This window comes from Agromyces humatus (assembly GCF_021228295.1).
Lineage (GTDB): Bacteria > Actinomycetota > Actinomycetes > Actinomycetales > Microbacteriaceae > Agromyces > Agromyces humatus.
The window spans coordinates 121,034-137,298 of record NZ_JAJQPD010000008.1 but is presented as its reverse complement, the minus strand read 5'-3'; the positions used below and the strand labels follow the sequence as shown (position 1 = coordinate 137,298).

At 66.4% G+C, this 16,265-nt stretch carries 12 protein-coding genes; 4 read left to right on the top strand and 8 right to left on the bottom strand.

The window, feature by feature from the left end:
• Positions 1–8: 8 nt before the first annotated feature.
• The gene (locus LSF15_RS14330; protein WP_232499233.1) at positions 9–1,031 is read left to right on the top strand and encodes a LacI family DNA-binding transcriptional regulator; all 1,023 of its coding nucleotides are present in this window, start codon (positions 9–11) and stop codon (positions 1,029–1,031) included.
• Between the two features lie 15 nt (positions 1,032–1,046).
• On the opposite strand, the gene LSF15_RS14325 is transcribed toward LSF15_RS14330, so the two are convergent.
• From LSF15_RS14325 to LSF15_RS14295, 7 genes are all read right to left on the bottom strand, one after another.
• Positions 1,047–4,232, bottom strand: a complete 3,186-nt coding sequence (locus tag LSF15_RS14325; protein WP_232499232.1) for a type I restriction endonuclease subunit R — start codon at positions 4,230–4,232, stop codon at positions 1,047–1,049.
• A 103-nt stretch (positions 4,233–4,335) separates the two neighbouring features.
• Positions 4,336–4,563 (bottom strand): helix-turn-helix domain-containing protein, encoded by a 228-nt coding sequence (locus LSF15_RS14320; protein ID WP_232499231.1) that lies wholly within the window; start codon positions 4,561–4,563, stop codon positions 4,336–4,338.
• A gap of 510 nt (positions 4,564–5,073) precedes the next feature.
• Positions 5,074–6,225 (bottom strand): TRAFAC clade GTPase domain-containing protein, encoded by a 1,152-nt coding sequence (locus LSF15_RS14315; RefSeq protein ID WP_232499230.1) that lies wholly within the window; start codon positions 6,223–6,225, stop codon positions 5,074–5,076.
• A 105-nt stretch (positions 6,226–6,330) separates the two neighbouring features.
• Entirely contained in the window at positions 6,331–6,981 is a 651-nt protein-coding gene (locus tag LSF15_RS14310) for a hypothetical protein (protein WP_232499229.1), read from the bottom strand.
• A 167-nt stretch (positions 6,982–7,148) separates the two neighbouring features.
• Entirely contained in the window at positions 7,149–8,333 is a 1,185-nt protein-coding gene (locus tag LSF15_RS14305) for a restriction endonuclease subunit S (RefSeq protein WP_269756475.1), read from the bottom strand.
• Positions 8,330–10,018: a class I SAM-dependent DNA methyltransferase gene (locus LSF15_RS14300; RefSeq protein ID WP_232499227.1), complete on the bottom strand. Its 1,689-nt coding sequence runs from the start codon at positions 10,016–10,018 to the stop codon at positions 8,330–8,332. Before LSF15_RS14300 ends, LSF15_RS14305 begins: the two co-directional genes overlap by 4 nt.
• Complete coding sequence (locus tag LSF15_RS14295) at positions 10,019–12,064, bottom strand: hypothetical protein (protein WP_232499226.1); 2,046 nt, start codon at positions 12,062–12,064, stop codon at positions 10,019–10,021.
• 183 nt (positions 12,065–12,247) lie between these two features.
• Between LSF15_RS14295 and LSF15_RS14290 the strand changes: the two genes are divergently transcribed.
• The 3 genes from LSF15_RS14290 to LSF15_RS14280 all read left to right on the top strand — a co-directional run bounded on the left by LSF15_RS14290 (position 12,248) and on the right by LSF15_RS14280 (position 14,040).
• Positions 12,248–12,529 (top strand): DUF3892 domain-containing protein, encoded by a 282-nt coding sequence (locus tag LSF15_RS14290; RefSeq protein ID WP_232499225.1) that lies wholly within the window; start codon positions 12,248–12,250, stop codon positions 12,527–12,529.
• A gap of 10 nt (positions 12,530–12,539) precedes the next feature.
• The gene (locus LSF15_RS14285) at positions 12,540–13,061 is read left to right on the top strand and encodes a hypothetical protein (protein WP_232499224.1); all 522 of its coding nucleotides are present in this window, start codon (positions 12,540–12,542) and stop codon (positions 13,059–13,061) included.
• Between the two features lie 64 nt (positions 13,062–13,125).
• Positions 13,126–14,040 (top strand): DUF4190 domain-containing protein, encoded by a 915-nt coding sequence (locus tag LSF15_RS14280; RefSeq protein WP_232499223.1) that lies wholly within the window; start codon positions 13,126–13,128, stop codon positions 14,038–14,040.
• 65 nt (positions 14,041–14,105) lie between these two features.
• On the opposite strand, the gene LSF15_RS14275 is transcribed toward LSF15_RS14280, so the two are convergent.
• Positions 14,106–16,061, bottom strand: a complete 1,956-nt coding sequence (locus LSF15_RS14275) for a discoidin domain-containing protein (protein WP_232499222.1) — start codon at positions 16,059–16,061, stop codon at positions 14,106–14,108.
• Positions 16,062–16,265: the final 204 nt, after the last annotated feature.

Below are 16,265 nucleotides of genomic sequence, written 5' to 3'. Positions count from 1 at the left end.
CTGAGCACATGGGGGCGAGAGAAGCCGCGCCGGGCCAGGCGACACTCGAGATGGTGGCACGGGCCGCGGGTGTGTCACGGGCGACCGTGAGCCGCGTCGTCAACGGGTCGCCGAAGGTGAGCCCCGAGATCGTCGCGGCGGTGAACGACGCCGTCGAGCAGTTGCACTACGTGCCCAACCGCGCGGCGCGCTCGCTCGCCCGGCGCTCGTCGAACGCGATCGCGCTGGTGGTGCCCGAGGACGTCACCAGGTTCTTCGGCGACCCGTACTTCGCCGCGATCGTCAAGGGCATCACCGATCGCATCGACGACAGCGAGTACGTGCTGAACCTGCTCGTCGCGTCGAACGACCCGCATCAGAAGACGCTGCGGTACCTCAACTCGGGCATCGTCGACGGGGCGATCGTCATCTCGCACCACGTGGGCGACTCGATCCTCGCCGATGCGCGGCCGAACGTTCCGCTCGTGTTCGGTGGCCGCCCCGCGCTCGGCACCGGCCACGACGACTACTTCGTCGACGTCGACAACCGTGCCGGCGCGACATCCGGCACCCGATATCTCATCGAGCGTGGGCGACGGCGCATCGGGTCGATCACCGGGCCGATCAACATGCCTGCGGGCATCGACCGGCTCGACGGGTTCCTCGACGCGGTGCGCGCGGCGGGACTGCCCGACGACCTGTTCGAGACCGCCGACTTCACCGCGGCGAGCGCCGTCGAGGCGGCCGTGCGGCTGCTCGACCGTGACCCCGGCATCGACGGGCTGTTCGTCGCGAGCGACCTGATGGCCGTGGGCGTGCTCACCGTGCTGCGCGATCGCGGCCTGCGTATCCCCGATGATGTCGCAGTGGTCGGCTTCGACGACAGCCCCGCGGCGCTCTCGGGGCTGGTGCCGCTGACCACCGTCGGCCAGCCGTCGATCGAGGCCGGGAGCCGCATGGCCGACCTGCTCATTCGCCTCGTCGAGGGCGAGCAGGACGTGCCGCACGCGACGATCCTGCCCACCGCGCTCGTAGAGCGCGAGTCGGCGTAGGGGCCGGGCCCGCTGTCAGCCGGCGCGACGCTCCTCGGAGTACCGCGGCGCCATGGCCTCCATCTGGTCCATGACGAGCTTGATCGCCTCGGGCTGCTTGTCGGGCGGGTAGCCCTTGAGCACGAGCAGCCGCTTGATCGACGAACGCAGCTTCGCCTTCACGTCGGCGCGCACCGTCCAGTCGGTGCGCACGTCGCGCCGCATGATCGCCACGAGTTCGCGCGCGATCTCGGCGAGGATGCCGCTCCCCTGTTCGCGCACCGCCGACTCGTTCTGCGAGACCGCGTCGTAGAACGCGAGTTCGTCGTCGTTGAGCGGGGGCGAGAAGGACGCTCCGCGGGAGCTCTCCGCCGCCACCTCGCGAGCCAGCTCGACGAGCTCTGCGATGACCTCGGCCGAGGTGAGCTGCTGGTTCGTGTACTTGTTCATGAGCTCGGCGATGCGCGCCGAGAACGCGTGCTGCCGAATGACGTTGCCGCGAGTGACCGCGGCCGATTCCTCGAGCAGCTGCGCTCGAAGCGCCTCGATCGCGAGTTGCGGATTGCGCGCCTGCTGGGCGTTGCGCACGACGTCGGGAGTGAGCTCCGAGAGAGAGGGCCGGGGCATCCCGGCGGCCTCGTAGATATCGACGACGCCGCCGGCGTCGGTGGCCTCGGCGATGAGCCCGCCGAGCAGCCGCTGGATGTCTTCGGGGATCGGCTGCCCAGAGGCCTTGCGGTCGGCGGCGTCGAACTTCGCCATCCAAACTCGAACCTCTTGGTAGAACGCGATCTCGTCGTGTACATCGGCAAGGGTCTTGCGCCCCGAGGCGAGCGCCCACGCCCGCGCGAGCTGCCCCGACAGGCGACGGTACCGCGCGGCGAGCGTCTCTGGCCCGAGCGTCGGGTCGTTGAGCGGGTTCTGGGCATCGCGCAGGTACGCGACCGCCTTCGCCACCGCGTTCAGGTAGGCCTTGCTGCCTCCCACCGCGAGCTCCGCGCGCCAGTCGAACCCGGCGAGCAGCCCGCGCACGTCGCCGACGATCTGCAGGGCGAGTGCCGCCGCTTCGTCGACGTCGCGCCCGACAGGCCGCTCCTCGCGGTCGGTGACCGTGTACTCAGCGAGCGCTGCGGCGAGGTTCTCGGCGACCGGCGCATACCCCACCAGCAGGCCGTCCTCCTTGCCCAGGAACGTGCGGTTCACCCGCGCGAGCGTCTGCATGAGCAGCGCGCCCTTGAGCGGCCGGTCGAGGTAGAGGGTGTGCAGCGGCGGTGCATCGAAGCCCGTGAGCATCATGTCTTTCACGATCACGAGCTCGAGCGGGTCATCCGCATCTTTCAGACGCTCTTTGATCGCGGCGTTCGCGCTGTCACGTCGCACGTGTTCGACGATCGGCGAGGTGTCGGCGGGCACGCCCGAGTAGACGACCTTGATGACCCCGCCGGCGAGGTCATCGGAGTGCCATTCGGGGCGCAGCTTCACGATCTCGGCGTAGAGCAGCGCGCAGATCTCGCGCGTGCCGCCGACGATGAGCGCCTTGCCGTGGCTCTCGATGAAGGGCTGCATGCGCGCCCGCCGCTCCTCCCAGTGCGCGACGAGGTCGGCGGCGAGCGCTTCGAGGCGCTCGGGTGCCCCATAGACGGCATTGACGACGGCCACGGATGCCTCGATGCGCGCCCGTTCGTCGTCGGAGAGTCCGATCGTGGCCTCATCGGCAGCGACGTCGATGTCGTCTTCGCTGAGTTCAGCCGCCCGGGTGACCTTGATGAGTCGCGGCTCGAAGTACACCGGCACGGTGGCGCCGTCCGCGACCGAGCGGGTGAGATCGTAGATGTCGATGTAGTCGCCGAACACTTCGCGGGTGTCGCGCTCGTCGAACGAGATCGGCGTGCCCGTGAAAGCGATAAGCGTCGCGTTCGGCAGCGCGTCGCGCAGGTGCCTGGCGTAGCCGTCGAGGTCGTCGTAGTGGCTGCGGTGCGCCTCATCGACGATCACGATGATGTTGCGCCGGTCGCTGAGCAGCGGGTGGTCGAGGCCGGCCTGTTTCTCGGCCTGGCTGAGTCCGAACTTCTGCAGGGTGGTGAACACGATGCCGCCGGTGACCCGGTTCGCGAGTTCGTCGCGCAGCTCGCGGCGCAGCCGGATCTTCTTCGGCTTCTCGGGCAGCAGCAGGCTGCGGTCGAAGCCCTCGAAGAGCTGGCCGTCGAGCTCCTTTCGGTCGGTGATGACGACGACCGTGGGGTTCTTGAGCGCCGGTTCGCGCATGACGAGCGCCGCATAGAGCTCCATCTCCATGGACTTGCCCGAACCCTGCGTGTGCCAGACAACGCCGGCCTTGCCGTTCGTGCGCACCGCCTCGACGGTGGTGCCGACGGCCTTCGCGACGGCGAAGTACTGGTGCGGCTTCGCGATGCGCTTCAGCAGCCCGTCGTCGCCCTCGTCGAAGGCGGTGTAGTCGCGCATGAGCTGTAGAAAACGCTCTTGGTTGTAGAGTCCGTTGACCGCGTCTTCGAGCGACGGCACGGCCTCACCGTCGACGAGGCGGTTGGGCTCGACCGGCTTGCCGTCGTCGTCGACGTTCCACGGGGCGAAGTGGTTCAGCGGGGTGAATGGCGTGCCATAGATCGCCTCGAGCCCGTCACTGGCGAGCACGAATACGCAGAATCGGAACGCCATCGGAAACTCGCGCAGGTAGGTTGCGAGCTGGGCGTGCGCCGACGAGGCATCGGCTTGTTCGGTGCCGGCCCGTTTGAGCTCGATGATGCTCACGGGCATGCCGTTGAGGTAGAGCACGAGATCGAGCCGTCGGGTGCGCTCGCCCTGCCGGATCGTGACCTGGTTGACCGCGAGCCAGTCGTTGCGGTCGGGGTCGGGGCTCACGACGCGGATCGTGGGGTGCTGTTCGGCCCCGTCGGCGTCGAGGTAGCTCAGGCGGTATCCGCCGACGAGAATGCCGTGGATGCGGTGATTCTCGGTGATCGCGTCTTGCGAGGTGGGGGCGACGATCTCGGCGAGCGCCTGCTCGAGGTACTGCATCGGCACGGAAGGGTTCAGCTGTTGCATCGCGGCGAGCAGACGCGGGCGGATGACGAGGTCTTCCCAGCTGTCGCGCTCACCCGAGCCCGGCGCGATCTCATCACCGCGGGCGGTCTGCCACAGCAGCGGTTCGGCCAGCCAGTCGAGCGTGTCCTGCTCCCACTGCGCCTCGCTGTACCCGCTCACGCTAGGTTCCTCCTTCGACCCGCCATCACGGTGACGGATGCCTCGTGGCCAGCGTATGAGGAACCCGCCCGTTGTTCGTTGAGGCCACTGATAACCCCAGTAATCAGTGGCCCTTCGCGTGCAGGACGACCTCGACATCGAGGGCTCGCAGTAGATCGAAGACGCGATCCATCTGAACACGCGGCTTCCCGCCTTCGAGACGAACCACCCATTCGCGAGTGACGTTGGCTCGTTCGGCCAACTGAGCCTGTGTGAGACCGAGTTCGACTCGTCGATCATGGACCGCGCCGCCAAGCTCGAGAACCGTCCGAACTCGCATCGGTTCAGTCATGCAGTACTCCTTCGAACTGATCACCCCATTGTGATCGATTGCGCACATGAGCGGAAGTGCGCAATCGGCCACAATCGTGAAGAAGAAGTCAGCGTTCGTTGCACGCGTTCCTTCGACCCACGGCAGACTGAAGCAATCGAACGAGCAAGTAGGTCCTAACCAAGTGCCACTAGGCGCTTGCAGTCGGAGGTACGGTCGACTCCCAGACCCGTGCGTACTCTCCCTGCACTTCGGGCCAGAGGATCTGGCGTCCCTTCTCAATTGAGTCGATCCGATTGGCCTCGGGCGGGAAAAGGACGAACTCGTGCGAGATCACCCTCCCGGCTCTGTCTCGCCGACCGTCAGGATCGGAAAAACGCAGGGCCACAATCTCACCGACACGGCGCCAGACTTCCGGTCCATCCTGCGCACCGGAGAACGCCTCGTCATAGACCGGGAGCGGATCTCGATAGCCACCGTCACGGACGAACCGGGTACCCCACGTCCGCCCTCGCGTTGCCCAGATGAAATTCATCTGCTGCTCCTGAGAAGGATCTGTTCCTCCTCACTCTTGTCGAGATCCATCCGGAATCCAGTCAGCGTTGCGGTCAGGTATTCGTGTTTCGCCAGAGCGGCCGCGTTCGCTCCCTTGAGTTTGTCGCCCGCGAGCTTCGCCGCGTCGTTCAGCGCACTGTCGGGGATCAGATTCAACACGATGCCAACCTTGCCAGGCACCATGCGCCTACCGACCAATGCAAACGCCAACGCCTTCTCGGCACTGCCGAGCAGGCTCTCCGCCACCTTTCCACGAGAGCGCATTTTCTCCACCCATCGAACGTGCCGCTCGAGAGGGAGCGTGATGGATAGCGGCATGATCAGGTCGAGCCCGACCCGTTCAGATACCTCGATCCGGTTGGCCTGGAACTTCGCCGACGAAAGCAGTACGAAGTCCTCACCCACGGAAAGGGCACCGCCGTCCTCCACGAGTTCGGCGAGGACGTTCCGCAGTTCGTTGACATCTTCACCTGCCTTTTCGAGGATGAGGTCCCTGAACCTGAACACGTCCCAGTCCGGCAACAAATCAGACTTCGACATTCCCAGTATCCAGATGCGCGGGAACTGGACGAGACGCCTGCCGCCATCCAGCAGCTCGTCCTTCAGCGACAGTAGACCGTTGCGGAAGTTGGTGAACAGCGACTTCAAGTACCGCTCCTCCTCGCCGGTGTTGTCGAGCAGTCGCTGACCATCCACCAACAGGAGCGCGACATCGGAGCCCAGTAGCGACCTAAATGTATCGATTTTGCGCTGGGACTCCTCCTGAGTGCTCACGTCCTCTTCGAACCACTCCCCGGGGTAGTCGTGCCAGACGAGTCGCAAGTCGTCGAATGAACCAGACTTCGAAACCTTGGCATCGGGTCGGTCCTTCAGCTTGACCGAGAACGCGAATGACTCTGAAGCGAATCGAGTGCTCTCGGGCAGCTTTCCGGAGTTCTTCATTCCGAGATACTTGCGCGACAGCCGAGTCCCCTGGCCGGGATCATCCGCCACGACGCGGAACAGGCTCTTCTTCAGGAACTGCGGCTCCTGCGCCGCCCCGTAGAACGACGAGACCAGGACGGTCTTGCCACTGCCGCTTTCGCCGAATACCGCGATGTGTTGCTCCAGCGATCGGTTCAGTTCCATATGAGGAGCGTAGGGCAACGTTTGCGAGCGACCCGACGGTCACCCCCGAAGGCGGGGTACGGAAATGCCCTCCAGACACTCGCAGCATCGGGGTCTGCCCGGCGATCAGCCTTCGAACTTGAATTTCACCGTCAGATTGGGGTCGACACCCAAGATGATGCCCTTGTAGAACGCCTCTGCCTGATCTCGGAGGACCTCCTGGTTGGACTCGACGTACTCGTCTTGGAGTTCGTCGTCGAGGATGTCGTTGATCATTTCGACGGCGTCGATCTCGGGGGTGATCCAGCTCAGCACGCCGTTTTGCTCGGCAATGAGCTCGAAGCCCTCGCTGTCATGTCCGATGAAGATGAACTCCGGGATGGTGATCAGGTACGAGCCTTCCCCAATCGGTTCGATCCGCACGTCGCTGCCGTCGATACCCAGCTTGGCATCGAAGGTGTACTGGATGAACGATGCCCGCTCGCTGCCGGGCACGTCGGCGCCGAACAGCGTGCTCTTCTCGCCCTTCCTCGAAATCCCCTGGATACCCAGACCCAAGAGCACGACTTCTTCCTGACGGCTGACGGATTCGATGACCTGCGTGTCGCGACTCTCGGACTCGGTGCCAAAGGCCGACAGGCCCGCCAAGGCGAAACTCGCCCCCGCGGTGGTCATGAACACGCCAAACGCGACGACACAGCCGACGAGGAGCAGGATGGGCCACAACAGCACCCGCTTCGTGAAGAACGCCTTCACGGCCCTGCCGAAGACCTTCATCTGGAACTCCTGGTCTGCGCACGCAGCACGGGGTTGCTCATGCTGTTCTCTCTCCTGTGAAAGCCGATCTGAGGGGATGCCTCGTCGAGACTACTGGCCGGGTGGGCGGCGCGAGATTCGCGAAGGCCGCCCCAGAACAGGGCACATGATCAGAGCTGCCTGCGCGCTCAACCCATTGACCGTTCAAGGTCACGAACGCGGAGGTTGCCGGACATGAGCTGCGGGAGGAGCGTGTCGCGGGTGGCGGCGAGGGTGCGGTTCGAACGCATCGCCTCATCGACGGCTGCAAGGAGTGGCGCCAAACGGGCATCAAGCTGCGCTGCATCTGCGGGCGAGAAGCTTGGGAACTCCAAGTGCTGGAACGTCTTCATGGTGATGGTATCGAACACCGAGCCATGGGCGATTGCCTTCGCCCGATCGGCCGCTCGACGAATCCCAAAGTAGAGAATCGACGACGGAATGCCATCGGGCGCGAATCCGTAGCACGACTGATTGAAGGATGCTGGGACCGCAAGCCGCGCGACCGCGCCGACAGTACCGCGAGCTGTCAGGATCACAGACCCCGCCGGGAGTGGCTTCGCCTTGGTTTCGCGTATTGCCAGATCACTGATGTGCTCCTCCGTCCCGAGAACGACCGAGTTTGAAGCATTAGTTGCGTCTTTCGCGGAGATCCAGAGGTTCGAACCGCCCCAGTAGTCGTCGCGGGCCCGCGAGGGTGTGCCTCCCAGTACGGGCGTCAGAACTTCGCTCATCGCGACGACCCGAGCGTCGATCGTGGCACGATCGAACAGCAGGCTGGCCAGCCCCATCGCCTTGAAAGCGAGATTGGTGTTCGCTGCGATCTTGTCGTCGAGTGCGCCGAGCACTTCTGCGGTGGCGCGCTGCACCGCTAGTGACGGGAGCTCGACCCAATAGTCGCCGATCCGAGATGGGCTTGTGTGTCTGACAGTACTTCCGCTCGCCGTGCCAATGATGTGAGCGCGGTAGCCATCCGTGCGGGTGAGGTAGGCGAAGTACCGCTCGTCGAGGAGCTCAGGTCGACTCAATCGAACCAGGCCGATTCGTTGGTTGTGCAAGAACTCGCCGTCGGGCAGAACCGCCGCGAATCCAAGAGTGTCCCCTGCTTTGCTCAGATCGGTCATCGTCACAACGACCTCTCCCCCTTGCAGAAGGAACTCACCGGGGTACTCACCATCAAACGACTTAGGTTTCGCAGCCTGGAACCCCCCACCCAATGCGAAGTTGCCCGGGGTGAGTACTTGGGGGGCATCTGTGCGCTGTCCGAATCCATCCCCGGGGAACGCATAGCCATGCTTGACCTCGAGCAAGTCACCTAGCCTCGTGGAGGTCATCGCTCAACCCGACCCAGCTGCTCGCGCACGGCGGCCGCTAGCCGCTCCGATTCGTCGAACTGCTGGAACAGCTCCTTCGTGAGCCGTTCGATCTTCAGTTGAACGTGCTCGCCGTCGTCCTCTACGTCTGCAGCACCGACGTACCGTCCAGGAGTCAATGCGTAGTCGGCGGCTTTGATCTCGTCCAGGGATGCGGAGTAGCAGAAGCCCAGGACATCCGTGTATTCGGGAGTGGTCTCGATACTCTCCTCCGTCGCTACTCGACCAGCGATGGGGGTCTCGAGACGCTCCTTCGTCGCTCCTCGACCCACAGAGGGAGTGCCGCGCCACGCGTGGAATGTGTCGGCGATTCGGGCGATGTCGTCGTCACTCAGAGCGCGCTCAGCGCGGTCGACCATGTGCCCGAGGTTTCGCGCGTCGATGAAGAGCACCTGCCCGCGGCGGTCGACCGAGCCGCCCGCCCCGGCCGACTTGTCGCGCGCGAAGAACCACACGCACACGGGAATCCCAGTTGAGCGGAACAACTGCGTCGGCAGCGCGACCATGCACGACACGAGGTCGGCTTCAACGATCTCGGCGCGAATGCGCCCCTCACCCCCCGAGTTCGACGACATCGAACCGTTGGCCATGACCACGGCGCCCTGCCCGCCGGGGGCGAGCTTCGAGAGGATGTGCTGGATCCACGCGTAGTTCGCGTTGCCCGCGGGCGGCACGCCGAACCGCCACCGCGGGTCCTGCTCGTTGCGTGCCCAGTCCTTGATGTTGAACGGCGGATTCGACATGACATAGTCCGCCTGCACGTCGGAGTGCAGATCGCGCGCGAAGGTGTCGCCCCATCGCGGGCCGAGGTTGCCGTTCAGTCCGTGGATCGCGAGGTTCATCTTCGCGAGCCGCCAGGTGCGCTCGTTGAGCTCCTGCCCGTAGACCGAGATGTCGCTGCCCTCGCGGTCGTGGGCCTCGAGGAACTTCTCGGCCTGCACGAACATGCCTCCCGAGCCGCACGCCGGGTCGTACACGCGCCCCTTCGTGGGTTCGAGCATCTCGACGAGCACCCGTACTACCCCCGCGGGCGTGAAGAACTCACCGCCGCGCTTGCCCTCGGCGCGTGCGAACTTCTCGAGGAAGTACTCGTACACCTCCCCCAGCAGGTCTCGCGCTCGCTTCGCGCCCTGCCCGGTGAACCGCGCCGAGTTGAACAGGTCGATGAGCTCGCCGAGCCGGCGCTGGTCGACGTTGTCGCGGTTGTAGATGCGCGGCAGCACACCCGCGAGCGCAGGGTTAGCCGTCATGAGTGCATCCATCGCCTCATCGATGAGCTGGCCGATCGACCGCGCATGCCCATCGGATGCCGCGGCCCCGCCCTTCGCATTCTCGGCGAGGTACCGCCAGCGTGCGACATCCGGAACCCAGAAGACCCCGCGACCCGCGTACTCGTCGACATCGTCGATGAGCTGCGCCACCTGCTCCTCGCTCATGCCCGCGGCGGCGAGCTCGGCGGCGATCTGCTCGCGCCGCTCCTCGAACGCGTCGCTCACATACTTCAGAAACACCAGCCCGAGGATCACGTCTTTGTACTGCGATGCATCCATCGACCCGCGCAGCTTGTCGGCGGCCTTCCAGAGCGTGTCTTTCAGCTCCTTCATCGTCGACGGCGCGGTGGGCGCGGCCTTGGTTCTGGTTGCCATTCAGTCGTTCCTTTCGGGGGCGGTCAGAGTGCCGGCGGTGAAGCCGGCGGTCACGAGGGATTCGAGTCGGGCGAGGTCGTCGAGGCGTCGTTGCGTTTCTTCACGAACCGAGCGGATGTCGCGCAGCACGCTCACGAGGTCATCGCCCCGGCCGTTCACCACGCGGCGAGCGCGCCAGCTTTGCCAATCGCTGGCGCGCTCGGGCTGCCCGTTGATATCGGCCGCGAGCACCTCAGGCACGAGTCCAGCGGGGTCGCGCGCGTCGATGCGCAGCACGCGGGCCGGGGCGACCACGACCGACGCACCGGCCGAATCAACCCAGGCGCGTGGGTGCGGGCTCGTGGTGAAGACGACGTCGCCGGGTTCGGTCAGACGGGCCTTGGGGTAGCGGGCGGCGAGCAGCATGCGATCGATGCGGCGGTCACCGGGCATTGACGCGCCTTCGAGCTCGGCGGCGCCGATCACAGTGAACCCGCTGTCGGTAGTGAGATCAGCCGCGCCCATGCGCGCCCCCGAAAGGCAGCGCAGGTGCCGCTCGTCGACGAGACGGCCGAGCGCCGCGGGTTGCAGGTACGCCGGCGATTCGGCCGCACTGAGGCGCCGCGCCGAGGCGGGAGCCGATTCACCAAGAGCGAGCAGCAGCTCGTCGAGCAGCGCAGGCACATCGCGAGCGCCCGCGGGAACCTGCTCACGCGGAGCGTGCGCAACCGGAGTGCGCTCATCTGTCAGCGATTCGGTGCGCGCGAGCAGCTTGCTCGTGGGCACCAGACGAGACGACCCGAACGCATGCGCTCGAACCGTTGCAACTTCGCCCATCGACGCCGCGAGATCGCCGACGAGGTCGGCTCGCGTGGCAGGTGAGAGGTCGCGGTCGCCGATGTCGCCGACCAACGTCCACCGATCGGCGATCGACACGGCCGCGTGCGCCGGACCGAGCACCCACAGCGCCAGTCGTTGCCGTGGCTGTGCCACGACGAGCCCCGCCGGCAGTGCGACGATGGCGCGCACTCGCCCGGCGCGCAACAGCCCAGAGCGCACCTGCGCAGTCGCGCGGTCGAGGCCGCCGTCGACGAGCACACTCGCGGGCGCGAGCACGACGCCGCGCTGCGCATCGGACATCTGCAGCACGATCTGATCGATCGCGGTCAGGATCTCGAGCGGCGTCGCCTCAGGCGCTTCGGCGGTCGGGTACTGGGCGACATGCACCACCGGTCCCATCACCTCGAAGTCGCCTGCCGTGCCGACCTTGACGCCAGTGCGCGCGACACCGAGGGCCAGCAGGCGGCGGCGCAACAGTCGCGCCGCGCCCGCGTCGGAGTCGGCCGATACGATCGCGACGTCGGCCAGCTCGTCGAGCCGCCCGGCCAGGTCGACGAGGCGATCACCGCCGACCCCGGTCGGGTCGACGAAGCAGGGCGCGCCGGCGTCGGCGAGTTCGTTCGTCAGGGCCAGTTCGATCGCGATTTCGCTCACCAGCGCGGATGCCTCGGGTGCGAGCACGACCCGTGAGAACTCTCGCGAGCCGCGGATGTGATCGGCGATGACCTGCTCGAACGCGGCCGTCGGGGTGTAGGCAGCATCGACGAGTGCATCGACCCGGCGGGCAGCAGCGGCGAGCCCGTCACCGAGTCGATCGACCTCGCGCAACAGGCAGTCGTCATCGGGGTCGACTTCATCGGCGAAGTCGACCAGGTCGTCGGCATCGAGGTCGGCGAACGGCCCGCCGTGTGCAGCCCGCAGCGCGAGCATCGCGGTGAGCGCGTCGAAGTCGAGGTCGATGACGGCGGATGTCGCGTGCAGCGCGGCATCTTCGACAGCATGCGGGTTCTTGCCGTGGCCGGTGTCGACGAGCCAGTGGGCGACTTCGACGGCGTCGAAGAGCACGATGCCTGCCTCAGTGCCGACCGGGGCCGGGAATGCGGTGTCACCCGTGGCGAACCGACTTCGCCATGTCGTCACAACTGGGCGCTTCACCGCCGCGAGACGAGCGATGCCGGCCAGCGAGATGCGCAAGTCGGTGGTCGGTGCGAGAGTTGGAGCAGGCATTCAGACCTCCTTCGAGCGGCTTGCGGGTCGGCGAGTCTCACCGTAGCCCCAATTAGCCCGCGCGCCTGTCGACTCGCTGAGAACCCCCCTTATCAGCGTTCGTTCCCATCGGAAGGGTCAGTCGCCCTAGCTTGTCGACATGCCGCACTTCTCGCGGCATCACGACCGAAAGGGCGACTCGCCATGCCGTACATCCGACGCGTCCGGGTTCAGAACCCCGGCACACACAGCTCGCACATCACCGCAGTGCAGTACTCCCAGACGACCTCGAGCCCGCTCACGAATGCGACTCCCGAGGCCATCGCACGCGCCATCGACGCCGGCACGTCGATGTACACGTCGCACGACGTCACTGGAGCTCGTGCGCTCGTCGTCCCCAAGACCGGAAACCTCGGCCGCCGCTACCTCACGACCGTCGCCAACGGCCGCGAGAGCGACAACCTGCTGCACCTCCCCCGCTTCTGAAGGGACGATCGTGACTGAGCAGCAGATCGACCTCACGGCGGACCCCGCAGAACCGACCATGGAGGTCCATGCGCCGGACCCGCTGAATGACGGTGCGGCACCCCCTCCCATCGGAAGCACTCGCCACCTTGCATACGGCGCAGCCGGTATCGGGATCGGCCTCATCGTCGACACCTTGATCGGCGCTGTCGCCGGCCCGGTGATCGCAACGGCCACAGCGGCGCTCACCCCGAGCCCGATCAACGGTGCCGTGCAGACGTGCGACGTCGAAGACAACGCCTGGATCGTCGTGGGCGACGACGGCGACAGCGTCGCAATGCAGACCGAAGGCGCGGAAAGCAGCGGCGCCGATCTCACCGATGTCGTCTGCGTGCTCACGGAGCTCGACGTTCCTGACAGCGTCGTTACCCGCATGGACAGCACTCGCGCACTCGATGGCCGCCAGACCGCCGACTGGGATCAACTCGCGGCTTCGTGGGGTTACCACCCCGACAACGGGCTCGATCTCGTCATCGAGGTCGTGGAGGACTGACGCACAGCCACATCCGAAAACTCGAACGTCGTACAGACACAGCACAGAAATGAGGATCACCAACGTGTCCGACCAGTACCCCGGCGACACCGAATTCCCGCCCGCACCGCCCGCAGCGGCTTCCGGCTCCGCAACTCCGAACGTCTCCCCTGCGAGCGAAGCCCCCAACTCGCCTCTGAAGCCCGGCAACGGCCTCGGCCTCGCCGCGCTCATCGTCGGCATCGTCGCACTCGTGTTCGCGTTCATCCCGTTCGTCGGCGTCCTCGCCGGATTCGTGGCATTCGTCGGCGTCGTCCTCGGCGTGATCGCCCTCTTCCTGAAGGGGAAGGCAAAGGGTGTCGCTGCCGCCGGCGCGATCGTTTCGGCGGCCGCGCTCGTGCTGTCGATCGTGATGTCGATCGCCTACACCGCGGCGTTCGTCACGAGCGTCGATGAGGCGATCGGGGGCGACACCACTGCGGTGGATGCAGCGAACGATGCCCCCGCCGATGTCGATGTCGAGGAGCCGAGCGACGAACCGGCGCCGGCACCCGAACCCGGCACCCGTGAAAACCCCGCTGCGATCGGCACGACCGTGGTGATCGGCCCGGCTTCGGCACCCGACTGGCAGCTCACCGTCGGCGCTCCGACACTCGACGCCAACGCCATCGTCGCGGCCGAGAACCAGTTCAACGAGCCTGCCCCTGAGGGCATGCAGTGGGCGATGGTGCCCGTCACCGTCACGTACGTCGGCACGACGACCGGAACGCCGTGGATCGATCTGTCGGTCAAGTTCGTGTCAGCGGACGGCACGACCCACGAGGAGTACGATCACTCGGCCGTGATCCCGAACGACTGGTCCGAGATCAACGAGCTGTACCCCGACGCGTCGGCCACCGGCAATGTCGCGATCGCCGTGCCGTCGGCCGACATCGCGAACGGTGCCTGGGTGGTTTCGGCATCGCTCCTCGGCGAGGACTACTTCTTCAAAGCCTCGTGACGATACGACGCTGACGGATGCCGCGACCTCGCGTCGCGGCATCCGTCATGCTCAGCTACCCGACGTCAGCGGACACCCTCGACGTCGAGCTCGGCGACCGAGGCGAATCGCGAGCCGTCGAGCGCGTCGAACGCCACCAGCCGGACGTAGCGGATCTCGGTGGCGTCGAACGCGACGCGCTGCGGGACCGTGCCGGCGGCGAACCGACCCGACGCGAGCGGCTCGCCCCAGGTCTCTCCGTCGGTGCTGCCGTACACCTCATACGAGCCGATCCGGCCGTTCGTGCCGTTCTGCCGCGGCGTATAGTGCAGCGCACGCACCTCGTGCACGCCGCCGAGGTCGACCGTGAGGTCGTGCGGATGCGTCGGCTGCGGCTGGGTCGACCAGGCCGAGTGCCAGTGCGTTCGGAGGTTGCCGTCGATCGCCTGTGCTGCGCCCTCGCCTGAGGACGGGTTCTCGCTCGAGGCGGTCGCCGTCATCGCGGACTTGTCCAACAAGTCGACCGTCACCGTGAACGACTCCTCGGTCACGTTGCCGAGCGAGGTGAGGCGCGCGGTCACGTCGTAGGTTCCGGCGGTCGTGCCGGCGGGCACCGTGATCCGCGCGAGGGCGGCAACCATCACGCCGGGGCGGAGCTCGGGGAGCGTGACGCCCTCGAGCACCCAGCCCTCGGGGAGGTCGAGCGTGAGCTCGGCCTTCGGGTGCGCGCGGCCCGACTGGTTCGTGATCGTGACCGGCACCTCGACAGTGGTGCCGCTGCCGGCGGCGACGTCCGCGATCTCCATCGGCGCCGCGAGGCCCTCGAGCCATGCGAGGTTGAACTCGGCGAACCGGATGCCGCCGTTACCGCTCTCGGGCTCGTACAGCAGCCCGATGTTGCCGTTCGGCAGCGTCGCGAGCGTCGAATAGGCCATGCCACCCGGTTGGAACACCTTGGCCACGGGCCAGGTCTCGCCGTCGTCGAAGCTCATCCGCACCACGCCGTTGGCACGCTGCGTCGAGGAGCCGGCGTTCGAGAACAACAGCACCTTGGCCCTGTCCGAGCCCTCCTCCGCGTTCGGGAAGGCGCGCAGGATCGCCGCGTTGTTCGTCGGGTCGGGCAACTCCTGGTCGACGACCACCTCGCCGTAGGTCACGCCGCCGTCGTCGGAGATGGCGACCTTACGGAAGCCCGAGCGCTGGGAGTCGCGTGAATTGAGCATGACGCGGCCGTCGGAGAGCTCGACGGTCTTGTTCTCGTCCATGCCGACGCCGACGGGTTCGCCGACCTGCCAGGTCTCACCGTGGTCGTCGGAGTAGACCGAGACGGCCTGGAAGGCACCGCCGAGGTCGTTGTTGATGATGGTGAACTGCTGGATGAGCCGGCCGGCGTGCTCGCCGTACTTGAGCTGGATCCCCTGTCCGGATGCGGCGAAGCGAGAGCGCCAGTCGAGGTCGGCGGTGACGTCGGCGGTGACGACCTCGTGTTCCCAGGTGTGGCCGTCGTCCTCGGAGACGCTGACCTCGGCGTGGATGACGTTGCGGGCCTCGGGATCCACGCCGGGCTGCGAGTTGCCGAAGCCCCGGTCGAAGGACTTCACGTGGAAGTTGAAGATGTCGCCGGTGTGCCGGTCGACGATGTAGCTCGGGTCGGAGTAGCCCTCGATGGGCGCCGCGACCTTGCCCTCGTGGATGAACGTCTGCTCCTCCCAGGTAGCGCCGTTGTCGGTCGAGCGCCGCTGGAGGATGGAATTCGGCCCGGGCGAGTCCGCCGCCGTGGGCCGGCCGTCGTAGGAGGCGAGGATGTCGCCGTCGTTCGTCACCGCCAGCGCGGGGATGCGGTAGTTCGGGAAGCCCACGCCATTGGTCGCGAGCTGCTGCTCGGCGTAGAAGGGCTCGCCCGCCTGCGGGGGCTTGGCGTCGAAGTCGGGCGCCGGCGCGGTGTCGGCGTGCGCGGCCATCGGCACGGCTCCGACCAGGCCCACGGCCACGACCAGGGAGGCAGCGCCGACGCGGCGCTGCGGGGAACGGATGAAAGACATGCATGTCCTTTCGCTCATGGCGGCAACCTTGCCGCCCTCCCTCGAGAGTATGACGTCAGATGTCTGATGTAAACCCTGGCAATGATTCGTTACATCAAGTGGATCGCCCTCATGCTCTCGGCCGTCGTCGATCGCAGGAGTCCTTCTTCACAGCCTCGTGACGATGCAGCGCCGACGGATGCCGCGACCTCGTGTCGCGGCATC

Excerpts from the sequence above, each read along its gene's own strand:
- LSF15_RS14320 (WP_232499231.1), bottom strand. The coding sequence starts at position 4,563 with ATGACTGAACCGATGCGAGTTCGGACGGTTCTCGAGCTTGGCGGCGCG.
- LSF15_RS14310 (WP_232499229.1), bottom strand. The coding sequence starts at position 6,981 with ATGAAGGTCTTCGGCAGGGCCGTGAAGGCGTTCTTCACGAAGCGGGTG.
- LSF15_RS14295 (WP_232499226.1), bottom strand. The coding sequence starts at position 12,064 with ATGCCTGCTCCAACTCTCGCACCGACCACCGACTTGCGCATCTCGCTG.
- LSF15_RS14300 (WP_232499227.1), bottom strand. The coding sequence starts at position 10,018 with ATGGCAACCAGAACCAAGGCCGCGCCCACCGCGCCGTCGACGATGAAG.
- LSF15_RS14330 (WP_232499233.1), top strand. The coding sequence starts at position 9 with ATGGGGGCGAGAGAAGCCGCGCCGGGCCAGGCGACACTCGAGATGGTG.
- LSF15_RS14315 (WP_232499230.1), bottom strand. The coding sequence starts at position 6,225 with ATGGAACTGAACCGATCGCTGGAGCAACACATCGCGGTATTCGGCGAA.
- LSF15_RS14305 (WP_269756475.1), bottom strand. The coding sequence starts at position 8,333 with ATGACCTCCACGAGGCTAGGTGACTTGCTCGAGGTCAAGCATGGCTAT.
- LSF15_RS14290 (WP_232499225.1), top strand. The coding sequence starts at position 12,248 with ATGCCGTACATCCGACGCGTCCGGGTTCAGAACCCCGGCACACACAGC.
- LSF15_RS14275 (WP_232499222.1), bottom strand. The coding sequence starts at position 16,061 with ATGTCTTTCATCCGTTCCCCGCAGCGCCGCGTCGGCGCTGCCTCCCTG.